The 16966-nt window shown below is 63.7% G+C and carries 13 protein-coding genes; 4 read left to right on the top strand and 9 right to left on the bottom strand.

Translation table 11 applies throughout. The annotated features are described in order from the left end of the window. Positions 1–7 precede the first annotated feature (7 nt). Both I2H38_RS06120 and I2H38_RS06125 read right to left on the bottom strand, forming a co-directional pair. Positions 8–4840, bottom strand: a complete 4833-nt coding sequence (locus I2H38_RS06120; RefSeq protein ID WP_196270934.1) for an NAD-glutamate dehydrogenase — start codon at positions 4838–4840, stop codon at positions 8–10. Between the two features lie 116 nt (positions 4841–4956). Continuing rightward, positions 4957–5310 carry a winged helix-turn-helix transcriptional regulator gene (locus tag I2H38_RS06125; protein WP_196270935.1) on the bottom strand — a complete coding sequence of 118 codons (354 nt, stop codon included), beginning with the start codon at positions 5308–5310 and terminating at the stop codon, positions 4957–4959. Positions 5311–5409: 99 nt separating this feature from the next. On the opposite strand from I2H38_RS06125, the gene I2H38_RS06130 reads away from it, so the two are divergent. Both I2H38_RS06130 and I2H38_RS06135 read left to right on the top strand, forming a co-directional pair. After that, a complete protein-coding gene (locus tag I2H38_RS06130) occupies positions 5410–6423 on the top strand; it encodes a zinc-binding alcohol dehydrogenase family protein (RefSeq protein ID WP_196270936.1) in 1014 nt (337 codons plus the stop codon). Between the two features lie 291 nt (positions 6424–6714). Further along, positions 6715–7098 (top strand): DUF2794 domain-containing protein, encoded by a 384-nt coding sequence (locus I2H38_RS06135; protein ID WP_196270937.1) that lies wholly within the window; start codon positions 6715–6717, stop codon positions 7096–7098. A 31-nt stretch (positions 7099–7129) separates the two neighbouring features. Here I2H38_RS06135 and I2H38_RS06140 read toward each other — a convergent pair whose 3' ends face one another. From I2H38_RS06140 to I2H38_RS06160, 5 genes are all read right to left on the bottom strand, one after another. Next, positions 7130–8371, bottom strand: a complete 1242-nt coding sequence (locus I2H38_RS06140; protein WP_196270938.1) for an MFS transporter — start codon at positions 8369–8371, stop codon at positions 7130–7132. Further along, positions 8368–8919, bottom strand: a complete 552-nt coding sequence (locus I2H38_RS06145) for a GNAT family N-acetyltransferase (RefSeq protein WP_196270939.1) — start codon at positions 8917–8919, stop codon at positions 8368–8370. The genes I2H38_RS06140 and I2H38_RS06145 overlap by 4 nt, the downstream gene beginning before the upstream one ends. Positions 8920–9010: 91 nt before the next feature. Next, positions 9011–9793: a Bax inhibitor-1/YccA family protein gene (locus I2H38_RS06150; RefSeq protein ID WP_196270940.1), complete on the bottom strand. Its 783-nt coding sequence runs from the start codon at positions 9791–9793 to the stop codon at positions 9011–9013. 222 nt (positions 9794–10015) lie between these two features. After that, positions 10016–12604, bottom strand: a complete 2589-nt coding sequence (locus tag I2H38_RS06155; RefSeq protein ID WP_196270941.1) for an ABC transporter permease — start codon at positions 12602–12604, stop codon at positions 10016–10018. Positions 12605–12618: 14 nt separating this feature from the next. Continuing rightward, complete coding sequence (locus I2H38_RS06160) at positions 12619–13311, bottom strand: ABC transporter ATP-binding protein (protein WP_196270942.1); 693 nt, start codon at positions 13309–13311, stop codon at positions 12619–12621. A gap of 72 nt (positions 13312–13383) precedes the next feature. On the opposite strand from I2H38_RS06160, the gene I2H38_RS06165 reads away from it, so the two are divergent. Both I2H38_RS06165 and I2H38_RS06170 read left to right on the top strand, forming a co-directional pair. After that, entirely contained in the window at positions 13384–14046 is a 663-nt protein-coding gene (locus tag I2H38_RS06165) for an arylesterase (RefSeq protein WP_196270943.1), read from the top strand. Positions 14047–14106: 60 nt separating this feature from the next. Then, the gene (locus tag I2H38_RS06170) at positions 14107–15150 is read left to right on the top strand and encodes an aldo/keto reductase (protein WP_196270944.1); all 1044 of its coding nucleotides are present in this window, start codon (positions 14107–14109) and stop codon (positions 15148–15150) included. Between the two features lie 157 nt (positions 15151–15307). Here I2H38_RS06170 and I2H38_RS06175 read toward each other — a convergent pair whose 3' ends face one another. Then, the gene (locus I2H38_RS06175; protein WP_196270945.1) at positions 15308–15976 is read right to left on the bottom strand and encodes a transglutaminase-like domain-containing protein; all 669 of its coding nucleotides are present in this window, start codon (positions 15974–15976) and stop codon (positions 15308–15310) included. A 20-nt stretch (positions 15977–15996) separates the two neighbouring features. Further along, positions 15997–16920, bottom strand: coding sequence for a branched-chain amino acid ABC transporter permease (locus I2H38_RS06180; protein ID WP_229426570.1), 924 nt, complete (start codon positions 16918–16920; stop codon positions 15997–15999). Positions 16921–16966 lie beyond the last annotated feature (46 nt).

A 16966-nucleotide genomic window follows, 5' to 3' on the forward strand; every position in this document is an offset into this window, starting at 1 on the left:
TTCACGATCAACCTCTTGCGAGATCGCCGAGAAGGCTCGCCGCCACGGTGACTTTCGACAACGTCAGACCGGACGACACGATGTTGTCGACCGCGCTTCTGATCCGGTTGACGTCCGCGCCACGCCGCTCGCTCCAGGCCTGGACTGCCTCGGCTCCCGACAGGTTCTGCGCGGACACTTCCGCGGTCAGGTTGCGGTGAGCGGAGGCGATGCCGTCGATGGCCCGGTCGAGCGCCAGCCGGTCGAAGTAATCGCTGACGCTGATCTCGCGTGCCGCGCCCGTGAGGGAACCCAGACGGAAGGCGGTCTCGAGGGCGAAATGCGTCCGCGCGATGTCCTGCACGGGTTTGCCCGTCTTCTGCGCCGTCAGGACGATGTCGGGCGCTGCGACGAGATCCGGCAGAGCCGCGAGGCGACGCGCCAGAGCCTCCGGCACCCCCTGGTCGGAAAGCGCCTTCGCGCGGGCCTCCCACGCCACCCGCTCCTCGGACGACAGGGTGTGCGGAAGCGCGCGCTCGATCTCCGCGATCCCGGCCTGATAAGTGCCGATGATCGTGTCGAGGGAAGCGGTGGAGAAATCGACGTTGCGGATGAACCAGACGATCCGGTTCATGAGCAATTCCTGCAGATCGCCGTAGAGGCGCAGCTGCAATTGTCCCGGCACGACACCATCGAGATCGTCGATGGCGAGGTTGAGGTCGGCGAGCCCGAAGGAGTCGCGGGTCGCCGCATAGGCCGCGGCGATCGTCGGCGCATCCGCGCCGGTCTGGTCCACGAGACGCGCCACCATGGTCGCGCCGCCGCGATTGATGATCGCGTTGGCGAGCTGTGTCGCGATGATCTCGCGGCGCAGGCGATGGCCCGCGACGGCATCGGGGAAACGCTCGAGCATCTGAACGGGGAAATAGCGCTCGAGCTCTTTTGCCAGATACGGATCGTCCGGCACCGGGCTCGCCAGAAGCTCATCGTGCAGGGAGAGCTTGGCATAGGCCAGAAGCACGGCGAGTTCCGGCCGCGTCAAAGCCTCGCCCCGGCGGGCACGCTCCGTCAGGGTCGCGTCGTCGGGCAGATATTCCACGGCGCGGTTGAGACGGCCTTGGGCTTCGAGCATATGCATCAACCGGCGCGCGAAGCCGAGATCGCCGGTGCCGCGCCGCTCGGAGAGCGAGAGCGCCAGCGTCTGCAGATAGTTGTTGCGCAAGACGAGCTTGCCGACATCGTTTGTCATGTCGACGAGGAGCGCGTTGCGCGCGTCCTGGCTGAGGCGGCCGTCGCGCTCGGGCACGGTCAGCGCGATCTTGATGTTCACTTCCAGGTCGGATGTGTTCACGCCCGCCGAATTGTCGATGGCATCCGTGTTGATGCGCACGCCCGCCCGCGCGGCCTCGATGCGCCCGCGTTGGGTGCAGCCGAGATTGGCGCCCTCGCCGACCACCTTGGCGCGAATGTCCGCGCCGGCAATGCGGATCGCGTCGTTGGCGCGGTCGCCGACCTGCTCGTCGGTTTCCGTGGAGGCGCGAATATAGGTGCCGATGCCGCCGAACCAGAGCAGGCCCACCTGAGCCTTCAGGATCGCGCTCATCACCTCCGCCGGAGTCGTCTCGGCCTTGTCCAGGCCGAGAAGTGCGCGAACCTCGTCCGACAACACGATTGATTTCGCGCTGCGCGGGAAGATTCCGCCGCCCTTCGAGAGAAGGGCTTTGTCGTAATCCTGCCAGCTCGAACGAGGCAGCTTGAACAGGCGCTCGCGCTCCTTGAAGGCGGCTTCCGGCTCCGGATTCGGATCGAGGAAGATGTCGCGATGGTCGAAGGCGGCGACGAGCTTGAGGCTGCGCGACAAAAGCATGCCGTTGCCGAACACGTCGCCCGACATGTCGCCCACGCCCGCCACCGTGACCGGCTCGGACTGGATGTCGATATCCATTTCGCGGAAGTGGCGCTTTACCGCCTCCCACGCGCCGCGAGCGGTGATGCCCATGCCCTTGTGATCGTAGCCCTGGCTGCCGCCGGAGGCGAAGGCATCGCCGAGCCAATGGCCCTTCTCGGCGGAAAGCTTGTTCGCCGTATCGGAGAACGTCGCCGTGCCCTTGTCGGCCGCGACCACGAGATACGGGTCGTCCCCGTCGTGGCGCACCGTGTCCGGCGGCGGCACGATGTGATCGCCGACGATGTTGTCGGTGAGCTGCAAGAGCGTGCGCACGAAGATGCGGTAGCTCTCGGTGCCTTCCGCAAGCCATGCCTGGCGATCGCTCGCCGGGGGCAATTGCTTGGGCACGAAACCGCCCTTCGCGCCGACCGGCACGATGACCGCGTTCTTGACCTGCTGTGCCTTGACGAGACCCAGGACCTCCGTGCGGAAATCCTGAGGACGGTCGGACCAGCGAAGCCCTCCACGCGCCACCTTGCCGTAGCGCAGATGCACGCCTTCAACGCGAGGCGAATACACGAAGATCTCATAGAGCGGCTTCGGCAGCGGCAGGCCGTCCACCTTGGCGCATTCGAACTTGAAGGCGATGGTCTGGCGCGGCAGGCCGTTGTCTTCGAGCTGGAAGAAATTGGTGCGGATCGCCGCCTCGATGAGGTTGATGAAGCGGCGCAAGATGCGGTCATCGTCGAGGCTGGTGACGTTCTTCAGGCGCTCTTCGATGTCGGCGCGGATCTCCGCTTGGGACGACGCGTGCTTCGCCTCGCTCATGCGCGGATCGAAGCGCGCGTAGAACAATTCGACGATCTTGACGGCGATGGCGCTGTGACGGGCGAGCGTGTCGGCAAGGTAATCCTGCGCATAGGCGACCGGCACCTGACGCAAGTAGCGCCCGAGTGCGCGCACCATGGCCACGTCGCGCCATCCAAGCCCGGCCTCCAGCACGAGGCGATTGAATCCATCCGACTCGGCAAGGCCCCGGAACAGGGCCAGCAAGGCGGCCTCGATCAGATGCTGGATCTCATCGATGTTGATCGGCCCGCCGGAGGCGCGCTCCAGCGTCATGTCGTAGAGCCACACGCGCTCCATGCCCGAGGCACTGGCCAGGGCCACGCGATAGGTTCGCTCGTTCACGACGCGGAAACCGAGCTTCTCCAACAGCGGAACGCGCTCGGAGAGCGGCAACGCCGTGTTGCGCGAGAAGACCTTGAGATGCACGCGCGTGTCATCGTCGCCCTCGCGCCGATAGAGATCGACGGCGCGGGGACGGGCTTCGGAGAGCTGCTCCAGAATGCCCACATCGACGATGGCCTGCTCGGCCCCGAAAGCCTCACGATAGGCCGCGCTGAAGGCGTCGGCGTAGCGTGCCGCGAGCGAGCGAGCGCGCTGCCCGCCGACGGTGTCGTCGAGCTGATCGCGCAGCGCATCGGCCCAGGTGCGCACGATGGTCGCGATTCCCTTTTCGAGGGTTTCACGGGCCACCTGCGGAGTCTTGCCCTCGTCGCGGCCGATGATGAAATGCGTGCGCGCCAGCGGTCCTTCCGGATAGGCCGGATAAGACGCGGAGACGCGGCCTTCATAGATGCTTGCCAGGAACTCGCCGATGCGGCGGCGGGCATCCGTGTCGTAGCGGTCCTTCGGCACGAAGACGAGAACCGAGACGAAACGGTCGAATTCGTCGACACGCGCCAGCGCCCGCACGCGCGGACGCTCGGAAAGATTCATGACATCGATGGCAAAACGATAGAGCGTTTCTTCATCGATCTGGAACAGCTCGTCGCGCGGATAGCTCTCGAGCACGTTGAGGAGCGCGCGGCCCGCGTAACTCGCGGGGTCGAACCCGGCGCGGGCGATGACCTTCGCCACCTTGTGGCGCAGATAGGGCACTTCCGCCGTGGTGTTGGTGTAGGCGCTCGCGGTGAACAGGCCGACGATGCGCAACTCGCCCTGCAAACGGCCATCGCCGTCGAACAGCTTCACGCCGATATAATCGAGATGGGCGCGGCGGTGCACGCGGGACTTGACGTTCGCCTTGGTGATGATGAGCGCCTGGGGGCGGGCCAGGAAGTCGCGGATTTCCTGAGTCATCGCCACAAGTTCGCGACCGCGGCGCAGCACGCGCACGGACGGATCGCGCAACAGGCCGAGGCCCGACCCTTCCACCGGATCGGCGGCGGCATCACCGGACGGGAGCCGGTATTCGCGCAGACCGAGGAAAGTGAAATTGTCTTGCGCAATCCAGTCGAGGAATGCGACCGCTTCCTTCACCTCGTCTTCCGGCAACGGCGGCGAATGCAGGCGATAATTCTGCACGAGTTCGGTGACGCGGGCGCGCATGCCGGGCCAGTCGTGGACCGCGAGCGACACATCCTTGTGCACACGCCGCATCGCTTCGGTCAGCCGAATGCGGGTTTGCTCGTCGTCGATGCGCGGCAGATGAATGTGAATGAAGCTTTCGCGCTTCACGCCAACCCGCGAGGAGGCGGTGGCCTCGCCGACGAGGCGGATCAGCGCGCCCGCCGCATCCCGCTCCACCGCAAGAATCGGATGCGCCACAAGAAGTGGCTCGTATCCTTCGTCGACGATCTCGGCGAGCGTCGAATCGAGCAGGAACGGCATATTGTCGTTGACGACTTCGAGCACCGTCACATCGCGACGGCGACCGTCGCGCTCGACCTCTACATCGACGAGGCGCAGATCCTCTCCGCCGCTGCTGCGCGGCGCCTTGAGGTGCTCATACGCACCGGCGGCAAGATCCGCGAGAGCCTGGGGTGAATAGGATGCAAGATCCTCGGGCGGAACGCGTCCGAAAAGGTCGTGCACAAAGGTCGAAGGAATGGCCTTATGCCCGGTTTCCAGCACAGCGACGGCTTCCGCCGTCAGTTCGCTTCCACTGGTTGGCGTTTCCAGTTTCATGCGCACATCCTCGCTTATGATCGTTGCGGGGACCGTTCGCACAGACCTCGCACGGAAGCAACAACAGCCTACGATTCTGCACATTGAAGCGGCAAACCGCTGCAGTGCACAACGTTTTACGCTGCCTGAGCCCGCTCCGACGACAGATTCATGTCGCCCCACGACTTAAGCGCCATGATCACAGGTTCAAGACTGCGGCCACGCTCCGACAGGCTGTATTCGACTCGCGGCGGAACCACTGGATAGACTTTGCGGATGACAAGGCCGTCCGCCTCAAGTTCGCGCAGCTGGTTGGTCAGCATGCGTTGGGTCACGGCCGGGATCAGACGCCGGATCTCGTTGAAGCGGAGCGTTCCACCGACGAGAAGCTTGTAGAGAACGACGATCTTCCACTTGCCATCGATCAGGTTGAGCGTGGCCTCCACGGAGCATCCGGCGCAGGTTGGGGGTTTCGCGACTTTACGCGGCATCACAGTATCCTTTTCGACACTATGTGCGTTTAAAGTGCGTTCTTGCAACAAGAATTGATATTCTCAATCTGGTCTCCACCAGCAACGAGGAGACAGGCCATGCGCGCCGTCGGCTATAAAACTTCCCTTCCCATCGACGTAGACGCTTCCCTGATCGATCTCGATCTGCCGCGCCCTGAGCCGAAGGGTCACGATCTTCTGGTCGAGATCAAGGCGATTTCGGTCAATCCGGTCGATGTGAAGGTGCGCTTGCGCGCACAGCCCGAAGCAGGCGCGGCGCGAGTGCTGGGCTTCGATGCGGCGGGAATTGTCACGGCGGCCGGGCCGCATGCCTCCCTGTTCAAGCCGGGCGATGCGGTGTTCTATGCGGGCACGTTGAATCGTCCCGGCACAAACGCCGAATACCATCTCGTTGACGAACGCATCGTCGGCCTCAAGCCGAAAACCATCGATTTTCCCCAAGCGGCGGCCTTGCCGCTGACCAGTCTGACGGCCTTTGAAACTCTGTTCGACCGGCTGGACATCAAGCGCCCGGTTCCCGGCGCGGCGAAGGCGATTCTGATCGTCGGCGGCGCGGGCGGCGTCGGCTCCATGGCGATCCAGCTGGCGCGCCAGTTGACGGATCTCACAATCATCACCACCGCCTCGCGGCCGGAGACGAAGGAATGGGTGACGGCGCTCGGAGCCCATCACGTCATAGACCACTCTCAACCGATCGCACCGCAGGTGAATGCGCTCGGAATCGGTGCGCCCGCCTTCGTGTTCTCGATCACGCAAACGCAGGCGCATTTCGCGGAAATCGCCGCCATCATCGCGCCGCAGGGCCGCTTCGCGCTCATCGACGATCCCGGCACCCTCGACATCGGCCTGCTCAAGGGCAAGAGCGTCTCGCTGCACTGGGAATCCATGTTCACGCGCTCGATCTTCCAGACCGCCGACATGCAACGTCAGCACGACATTCTCAACGAGGTCGCCCGGCTGGTCGATGCGGGCACGATCCGCACCACGCTTTCCGAGACCTTCGGCACGATCAACGCGACGAATCTCAAGCGGGCACATGCCTTCATCGAAAGCGGGAAGGCGCGCGGCAAAATCGTACTGACGGGGTTTTGAAAGAAAAAGACCGCCCTTTGGGGGGCGGTCTAAACCTCGACTTAAAATTGGCCCGGCCTACCAAATGACCCGGCGGGCTGGGGGGCTGACGTGTCCGAATCAAACGATGAGCCGGGCCGTCGAGGCAACGATGATGTTATCGTCATCCAGTGGGGCCACCACGCGGCACGAATACGGCAACAATAAGATCCGGCTAACAGGGCTGTGAACAGCGGGGACGCATTGGGGTTGAACGGGCCGCCGGACGGGCCCATCATGACAATCGGAGATGAATGGTCTCGGGGAGGGGTCATGAGCGAAGGTGACATCGCAGAGCCGTTGCGCGGCGGCGTGGCGCAGGGTTCGGCCCACATCGTCCCTTTCCCCGCCGCGCCGAAACGGGTGTCCTTCGACCGAGGAGAGTTGCAGGTCATCCTGAACCTTTACGGGCGCATGGTCGCGGAAGGAGAATGGCGCGACTACGCCATCGATTTCACGCCCGACAAGGCGATCTTCTCCATCTACCGGCGCACCTCCGAGGTGCCGCTCTATCGCATCGAGAAAGACCCGAAACTCGCCCGCAAACAGGGCGCCTATTCGGTCGTCGTCGCAAGCGGCCTCATCCTCAAGCGTGGCCACGAACTCGACCGGGTGATTCGCGTGCTCGACAAGCGCCTGAAGGTGGTATCGAACTAGGGCATCTTCCGCAGACGTTTGGAAATGGGCTCTAAACCGCACGCTCCTTCGGCATTTGCAGCAGCCAAAGGCTCGACGCGATCACGCCCAGCCCGGCCGCCCACAGAACGGGCTTGATGCCGACCTGATCGGCCGCCGTCCCGGCAACCAAGGCCGCGACCAGTCCCAATCCACCGGTCAGAAGATGCAGCGTTCCGGCCTCGCGGCCGCGCATGGCGTCGGGCGTCACCTTCTGCCGAAGCGCCACAGCGTTGGTGTAGAAGACCACGTACAGGCCATCGCCGAGGAGCTGCGGAATGCACAGCAGCGCGACTTTGAGCCAAAGCGGACCCTGGGCCAGCGGAATGAGACAGGCCACGAGACCGTAGCCGATCATCATGCTCATCAGGAGGCCGCGTTGGGAAAACCGAGCGCCCGCCTTCTCGGCATAACGCGCGCCGATCAAGGCGCTGATGCCGCCCAGGGCCACGATGAAGCCGAGCAAGCCCGGCTGGATGCCGAGATCGCGCACCGCATAGAGAACATAGAGCGGTGAGAAGAAGCACAGAAAGAACGTCAATGTCGCGATGCAGAGCGTCAAAGGCCGCAAGACCGGATGCCCGAAGACGAACCGCAGGCCCTCAGCCGTCTCGCGCCGGAGATCGGGCGCGCGGTCGCCGGAGACGAGCGGCGGCTCGGGCCGTTTGATCGTACCGAGCAATACCGCCGACCACAGATACGACAACGCATCGAAGAGAATGGCGAAGGGCGCTGTCAGAATCTGAATGAAAACGCCTGCGAGCGCGGGACCGGCGATTTCCGCAACCGCGTCCGTGGTCGCAAGCTTCGCATTGCCTTCCAGAAGCTGTTCGCGCTCGACCACCGTCGGCAGATAGGCGTTGTCGGCGGTCTGGAAGACCATGGAAAACAGGGCGACCACCGTCGCGACCACCATGATCTGGCCAATGGTGATGGCATTGAACCAGGCCATGGCCGGCAGACTGGCGAGCACCGCGGCGCGCACGAGATCGGCCATGATCAGCACCCGACGACGGCGGGTGCGGTCGATCCAGCTGCCGACGAACGGGCTCAGGATCACACCGGGCAACGTGCTGAGGGCCACCAGAAATCCGAGATCGGTCGCCGAGGCGTCGAGCGTCAGGGCCGCGATCATCGGCAACCCCTCGCGGGTGAAGCGGGTGCCGACCGCCGACAGGCTCTGCGCCGCCCACAGTTTCATGAAATCGGGGTTATGCCAGAGATGGCCGCTCGGCTTGCGCATCCATTTGGTCATGGAGATTTATTCCGCGAAAGGGGGCGTGTCGGCGGCTGTGTCATGCCGGGGCCGAGAGAGCGCTGCATCAGGACGGTGGAGAGCCAGCGGCCGTGTTTGTAGCCGACGCCTTTCAGGATGCCCGCCGGCTCGAAGCCGAGGCTTGCGTGCACTGCGATGGAACCGTGGGATTCCTCGTCGCCGATCACCGCGACCATGAGCCGGAAATCCCGCGCCTCGCATGCCTCGATCAACGCCGCCAGAAGCTTGCGGCCCAAGCCCTCGCGCTGGGCCTTCGGCGCAATGTAGATCGAATCCTCGACCGTCGAACGATAGGCCGGACGGGGCCGGTAGGGGCCCGCATAGGCATAGCCGAGAACCGCGCCGTCACGCTCCGCGACCAGATAGGGATAGCCACCCTCAAGGAGGGCCTGGCGGCGGCGGGCCATTTCCGCCTCGTCGGGCGGATCGAGCTCGAACGAGGCCGTGCCATGCGTGACCGCATGGGCATAGATGGCGGCGATGGTCGGAATGTCGGATTCCAGCGACGGGCGGATCAGGAGGCTCATGCGCCTATTGTGCTAGTTTTCCGCACGAGGCGACGCAACAAAAAGCCCCGGCTTTGGGCCGGGGCTCGATGATTTTCAGTAATGGCGTTGCTTACTGGTTGCGGTTCCCCAAGAGCGACAGCAGGAACTGGAACATGTTGATGAAGTCCAGATAAAGCTGCAGCGCACCGTAAACCGACACCTTGGCGGCCGCCTCGGTGTCGTAGTTCCCGTAGAGATACATCTCCTTGAGCTTCTGCGTGTCATAAGCCGTGAGACCCGCGAAGATCAGAACGCCGATCACCGAGATGCCGAACTGCAGAGCGCTCGACTGGAAAAAGAAATTGGCGAGCGAGGCGATGATCAGGCCGACCACGCCCATGATCAGGAACGAGCCCATGCCCGACAGGCTGCGGTTGGTGGTGTAGCCCCACAGCGACAGCGAGCCGAAGGCCGCCGCCGTGATGAAGAACACCTGCACGACGCTCGCGCCCGTATAACGGATGAGAAGCGTCGAGAGCGAAGCGCCCATCACCGCCGCGAAGGCGAAGAAGGTGGTGCGCGCCGCGGCTGCCGTCATCCGGTCCATGCGGAACGAGAAGAAGAAGATGAAAGCCAGCGGCGCCAGCGCCACGACCCACATCAGGGGCGTGCCGTAAAGCGTGCGGCCGAACTCGGTCAGGTAAACGCCGCCCATGCGGGTGACGGCCTGCGCCGGATCACTCGTGGTGGCGAGCTTGTTCACGCCAAGGGCGACCAGGGCTGAAATCGCCAGGCCCAGGACCATGTTGTTGTAGACGCCGAGCATGAAGGCGCGCAGGCCTTGATCGACCTGTGCTGCCGTCCGGGCAAAGCCGGTGCCAGAGGCGTATTGGTTTTGCTCATACGGTTGCATCGGAGTCCTTTCTCCCAGTGTCCCGTTGAATTTGCCTCGAAAGGCCGGGAAGTTAGCCTTCAATCGCCCCATCTGTGGCGACGATCCAAATATGAGAGGTCGCCACCGCTTCTGCAAGAGGCAAAGCAAAGCTTTGGGCGAGCTTAACAAGAACTCTCAAGATGAAGCGTCCCGCTCCATGTCCGGACGCTCTCTTGTAACGCCTCGCAGCGCACCCAAACGTTAAAGATTTCTCAAGTATAACGCCGGTTTTTGACTCAGGATCCGCCAGGTTCCCATCAATCCAAGCCCCACGGTCACGAGAACCGCCAACGCCGAAGCGGTCAGCGCGCCCGATAAATCTAAGGCAAAGCTCAGGTTCATGACCCGCGTGATGATGAGGTAAGCCGCAAGAGTGCCCGCGAGCAGGCCGAACAACGCCGTCGCCAGACCCAGGAGCCCGTATTCCAGGGCATAGGCCGAGAGCAGGCGGGCGCGGGTTGCGCCCAGCGTCTTCAACACCACCGCATCGTAGAGCCGCGCCCGGTGCCCCGCCGCGAGAGCGCCGGCGAGCACCAGAAGGCTGGCAACGAGCGCAATGGAACTCGCCCCGCGAATGGCCGTGATGAGCTGCGAGACCACATCGTTGACCGCATCGAGCGCATCCTTGACCCGCACGCTCGTCACCATGGGATAGGCCAGCGCCGCGCTGCGCAGGATTCGGGCGTCGACCGCCGCATCGGAACCGTTCGGGAAAGTGACGGTGGCGAGATGCGTATGGGGCGCGCCGGCGAAGGTGTTGGGGGAGAAGACCATCACGAAATTGATCCCGAGCGAGCGCCATTCCACCTGGCGCAGGTTCGCGATGGTCGCCGTGATGTTGCGGCCGAGCACGTTGACCGTCACCTCGTCGCCGAGCTTCAGCCCGAGCCCTTGGGCGATCTTGTCGTCGAAGGAGACGAGCGGCTTTCCTTTGTAATCCTCGGCCCACCAGTTCCCCGCCGTGAGGCGCGAACCTTCCGGCGCGGTCTTCGCATAGGTAATGCCGCGATCCCCTTCGAGCACCCATGACACATCCTCGTTGGCCTTGATCTGGCTGACCGGGAGCCCGCGCAAGGTCACCAGCCGGCCCCGCATCATCGGCACGCGCTCGATCTGCGCCGTACCCGCCTGATTTTTCAGGAACCCTTCAAACCCGTCCGCCTGGGCATTGGGAATGTCGAGGAAGAAGAAGCTCGGCGCGCTCTTCGGCAGGGTTTGCTGGAGTTCACGCGTCAGGTTGCCGTCGATGAGCGCCAGCGTCACCAGAAGCGTAATGCCGAGCCCGAGCGACAGAACGAGCGAAGGCGTCAGCGCGCCGGGACGGTGGATGTTGGAAAGCGCCAGGCGCGGGGCCGTCCGGCGCGGACGCGGCAGGCGGCGCGCGAGCGTCATGATGCCCGAGGCCACGAGGCGCAGAAGCGCGAAGGACACGGCCGCGGCGGCGACGAACATCAGCGCGATTTTCCGGTCATAGGCCGCGAATACCGCGAGGAACACGAGCGCCGCGACGGACAACACGAGGCCTGTCACATAGCGTCGGCGCGGCCAGCGCCGCTCGGGGTCGATCTGGTCGCGGAAAAGCCCCGAGACCGGCACGTCATGGGCGCGGCCCAACGGGCCCAGCGCGAAGACTAAAGCGGTAAGGAAGCCATAAAGCGCGGCGATGCCAAGCTCGCCCCAGGCGAGCGTCGGATGAATCGGGATCGGCAGCAGATGGCCGAACAGGCCGGTGACGATGAAGGGAACCGCGCCGCCGACGACAAGGCCGATGCCGACGCCGATGGCGGCGATCAGCATGACTTGCGTGAGATAAAGCCTCACCACCTGCCCGCCCGGCGCGCCGAGGCTCTTCAGGGTGGCGATGGAGGCCCGCTTGCGGTCGACGTAGCCACGCACCGCATTGGCGACGCCAACCCCGCCGACGAGAAGCGCGGTCAGGCCAACCAACGTCAGAAACTGCGTGAAGCGCTCGATGTTGCGGGCGAACCGCGCATCCGCGTTGACGCGGGTGCGGATGTTCCAACCCGCCTCCGGCAGGACACGATTGGCCTCGGCCTCGATCTGATCCAATGCCTCATCCGTCGAGAGCGCAGGCGGCAGGGTCAGCCGATAGGTCCAGCGCACCAGACTTCCAGGTTGGATCAGGCCCGTTGCCCGCAAAGCCTCCTGCGACATGATCAGGCGCGGCCCGAAACCGATTCCGCTCGCGATCTTGTCGGGCTCGGAAACGAGGCTCGCGCGCAATTCGACGTTCGCCGCTCCGATCGTGACACGATCGCCCACCTTGAGATCGAGCCGCGCCAGCAGCGCCGGATCGACCGCCGCGCCGAACGCGCCGTTGCGCTGGGCCATGAGATCGGCGGGCGCGAGTTGCGGGTCCGTTTCAAGCTGGCCGACAGCAGGATAGGCGCCATCGACGGCCTTCAACTCGACGAGCGCGGAACCCTTCTCACCCGCAACCGCCATGGCGCGAAGGCTGGCGATGGCGCTGACTTGGCCTTTGGCGCTCAAAAACGCCCGCTCGGCCTCATTCGCCTCCCGCTGCAGCAGGGAGAACGCCATGTCGCCGCCGAGGATGCGGCGGCCTTCGCGGGAAATGCCATCGGTCAGGGAGCGCGAGAGCGACGAGACCCCCGCAATCGCCGCGACGCCGAGCGCGATGCAGGCGAGGAAAATCGCAAAGCCCTTCAACCCGCCGCGCAGCTCCCGCAGGGCAAGGCGCAAAACGAGGGGAAGGACGGGGGTTGGTTTGGGCTGCCGTTGCGGAGGAGCGGGAAGTGTGCCGTGCATGGAAACGCTCCCGGTCAGGCGGCAGTCGAGGCCGCATCGACCTCCACATGGCCGGAGCGCAAGCGCACCATGCGGTCGCAGAGCCGGGCGAGATTGAGATCGTGGGTCACAAGCACGAGGGTCGAACCCCGGTCGCGTTTAAGCGCAAAAAGCAGGTCGATGATCGATTGGCCGGTATCCTCATCGAGATTGCCCGTGGGTTCGTCCGCCACCAGGATCGCGGGGTTGGGCACGATGGCGCGGGCAATCGCCACGCGCTGCTGCTCGCCGCCGGACAATTGGGCCGGATAATGGTGCAGGCGATGTCGAAGACCCACGGCCTGCAATTCGGCCTCCGCCCGCTCGAAGGCATCGCCCGCGCCCGCAAGTTCGAGCGGCAGGGCGACGTTTTCGAGCGCGGTCATGGTCGGAACGAGGTGGAAGGACTGGAACACGATGCCGATGCGCCGTCCGCGAAACCGCGCCAGCGCGTCTTCATTGAGCGCCGCAAGATCGGTGCCCTCGACGAGGATCCGGCCCGAATCCGGGCGCTCCAACCCTGCCATGGTCATGAGAAGGGTGGATTTTCCCGATCCCGACGGGCCGACGAGACCGACCGCCTCACCCCGGGCGATGTCGAGCGAAATCCCTTTCAAGATATGCACCCGCGCAGCCCCGCGCCCAAGGCTCAAATCCACATCTTGCAGCGCGATGGCCTTGTCCTGCATGCCCGCTCATCCGATCTTGTTGGAAACCGCCGAGACGCTCGGCTTAGTTTGGCACATATGGGAAGCATAGAGATGAAGCGCCAATCCGGCCCGTTCATGGCAATCATTTTTGCGTGTGCGGCCGTTTTCTTCGCCCTGACCGGGCCGCTCCAACCCGCCCACGCCCAAGGCCCGCCGATTCGCCTCGTCGCTTTCGGCGACAGTCTGTCGGCCGGGTATGGGCTGCCCAACGAGGCGGCCTTCCCGGCAGCGTTGGAGCGCGCCCTGAAAGCCAAGGGCTACAACGTGGAAGTGGCCAATGCAGGCGTTTCCGGCGACACCGCCTCGGCGGGACTCGACCGGCTCGATTGGTCGGTGCCCGACGGCATAGATGGGGTGATCGTGGAACTCGGGGCCAACGACATGCTGCGCGGGCTCGATCCCGCCGTTCCTCGCCAGGCCATCGAGGGCATCGTCGAGCAATTGAAGGCCCGCAACATCCCGGTCATGCTGGCGGGCATGGTCGCCTCGCGCAATCTCGGGCCGGATTACGCGCAAAAATTCGACTCGCTCTATCCGGACATTGCGAAGAAGCACGGCCTTGTGCTCTATCCCTTCTTTCTGGATGGCGTCGCTGGCGAGACGGCCCTCAACCTCCAAGATGGCCTTCACCCGACGGCCAGGGGAATTGAGATCATCGTCGGTCGCATCCTGCCCACCGTCGAGACTTTTCTCGCCAGTCTTCCCAAACGCTGACGCCCGTCAGCGCCTTCCTTTCGCCGAAACGCGGCCTCTCCCGCCGCGAGGAGCCTTGCCATGGACTACCGCCGCCTCGGCCGCACGGATCTCAATGTCAGCCTCATCTGCCTCGGCACCATGACCTGGGGGCAGCAGAACACCGAGGCCGAGGGCCACGCGCAGATGGATTACGCCCTCGACCAGGGCGTCAACTTCTTCGACACCGCCGAACTTTACTCGATCCCGCCGAAGCCCGAGACCCAGGGCTCGACCGAGCGGATCATCGGCTCGTGGTTCAAAGCGCGGGGCAGCCGCGACAAGGTGATTCTCGCCACGAAAATCGTCGGTCGCTCGGAGATGAACTGGTTCCGGAAGGACGGCTCGCCCGCCGAACTCTCCCGCAAGCAGATCGAGGAGGCTATCGACGGCAGCCTCAAGCGCCTGCAGACCGACTACATCGACCTCTACCAGATCCACTGGCCCGACCGCCCCATGCCCTGGGGCTCGAACCCGACGATCTATCGCCATCAGCCGGGCGATTCGCATCCCATCGAAGAAACACTCGCGATCATGGGCGATCTGGTGAAGGCCGGGAAAATCCGCCATTTCGGCCTCTCGAACGAGAGCGCCTGGGGCACCATGAGCTTCCTCAAAGCCTCCGAAACCAAGAGCCTGCCGCGGGTGCAATCGGTCCAGAACGCCTACAATCTCCTCAACCGCACCTATGAGGTGGCGCTGGCCGAGGTGAGCATGCGCGAGGATGTCGGGTTGCTGGCCTATTCGCCCCTCGCGCAGGGCTATCTCACCGGCAAGTATCTCGACGGGGCCCGCCCGGCCGGAGCGCGCACCACTCTCTTCCAGCGCGGCCAGCGCTACGAGACGCCCGGGGCGGAAGCGGCGATCCGCAAATACATCGCGCTCGCCCGCGAATTCAGCCTCGATCCGGCCCAGATGGCACTGGCCTTCGTCAATTCGCGCCCCTTCGTCCATTCAAACATCATCGGCGCGACCTCGATGGAGCAGCTCAAAACCGATATTGGCTCGATCAACCTCAAGATCTCGCCGGAGCTGGAAGAGAGGATCAACGCGATCCACCTCGAACATTGCAATCCCTGCCCGTAACCACGCGCCTCATCCCGGACGCCACGAGGCGAGCCGGGATGAGCTGGCCTCGGACCTCGATATAGGTCTCGCCTACACGCGACAGAAAGCAAAGGGTTGCGACTGAGCTTGCAAAACGGCCCGCGACTGGGCGACCCCGTCAGTTCTTGCGCAGCCCTCAAGGACGGCTTGCCTCGGCCTCCATGTTGCCGCGCAGTCCGCCTGGCTGACTGAGATTTGGATAGAGACGGACCATTTCGGCCATGAGAAATTTGGTTGGCACGTCAAAGAAGCTCCCGTGGTCCAGGAGATACTCCATGAACCTACGGCCTTCGCCATCGTAGGCCTGCAATAGGGCATCGCCGGTTCCATCGAAATCCAATGGAGCGACACCCAGCTTGGCGCAAAGAGAGGAATTGAAGGTCGGGGTAACCTTGACCCAGCGGCCCTCCAATTGCACCTCAACGTAGCCATGGAACGCGAAGACATCGGTTCCAACCGCCTCGATCAGGCGTGGCGTGGCAAGATGGTTGCGCACATCCGCCAGGCCGACCCGCGCGGGCAGTCCCACGGCGCGGCAGAGTGCGGCGTAAAGGGCAGCCTTGCCCACGCAGTACCCGGCCCCTGCCTGGAGCACACTACTGGCGCGGAAAACCTCACGGTCCGTATAGTCGACATACGGATCGTATCGAATGCTATCCCGAACCACATCATAAAGGCGGCGGGCTTTGCCAGCTGCACTGGCAATCCCGGCTGTCGCCTCGCTGGCATATGACCTGATCGCAGGATGATCGCTGTCGACGTACTCGGCAGGGCTCAGCAGAAGCCGGATCTCTGTACTGCTCATTGCGAGGCCCCTCCCCTATCCTACAAGGGACGCTTCAATTTTGAGGCAATAAAGCCAACAATTCCTTCGCGGAAGAGCAGCACGCACGCGACAAAGACAAGACCCTGTATGACCGTAACCCAGTCGCCGACCGAGGCGAGGTAGTTCTGCATCAAGACAACGAGGGCCGCACCAACGATCGGTCCAAAGAAAGTATACATGCCCCCAATGAGGGTCATAAGGACCACTTCCCCGGACATCGTCCAGTAGACGTCCGTCAAGGTCGCCAGCTGGAAGACGATTGCCTTGGTCCCGCCGGCAACTCCTGCCAAGGCGGCCGACAGAACGAAGGCGATAAATTTGTACTGATTGACGCGATAACCCAGTGAGACCGCCCGTGCCTCATTGTCCCGAATAGCCTTCAGCACCTGCCCAAACGGCGAATGGATGATGCGGTAGAGCGCCAGCAGGCAAGCAAAGAAGACAACGAGGACGAACCAATACAGCGTCTTGTCGTCAGCCAGAGGGATGAGCCCGAATAGCGCGCCTCGCGGCACTTTCTGGATGCCGTCTTCTCCCCCGGTGAATGGAGCCTGGAGCGCGAAGAAATACACCATTTGTGCGAAGGCGAGTGTGACCATCGCAAAGTAAATGCCTTGGCGCCTGATCGCGAGCGCGCCAAAAATGCAGCCCAACAGGACAGCAATACCAACACCGCACAATATCGCCAGTTCCGGAGAGAGCCCCCAGACCTTAGCCGCATGCGCAGCCACGTAGCTGGACATGCCGAAATATGCCGCGTGCCCAAACGAGAGGAGGCCGGCATAACCGAGCAGCAGATTGACCGAGCAGGCGAACAGCGCAAAGCACAGGATCTTTATCATCAGGATGGGATAAAGCAGGAATGGCGCGACAGAGAGCACAGCGGCCAGTCCCAGCATGATCATCAGATGATAGCGCGGCATGCCCAATTTTCGGAACGGGGCCGCGACGGGTACGCTGCTATGAGTC

It is taken from the genome of Microvirga alba (assembly GCF_015694465.1).
GTDB classification, from domain to species: Bacteria; Pseudomonadota; Alphaproteobacteria; order Rhizobiales; family Beijerinckiaceae; genus Microvirga; species Microvirga alba.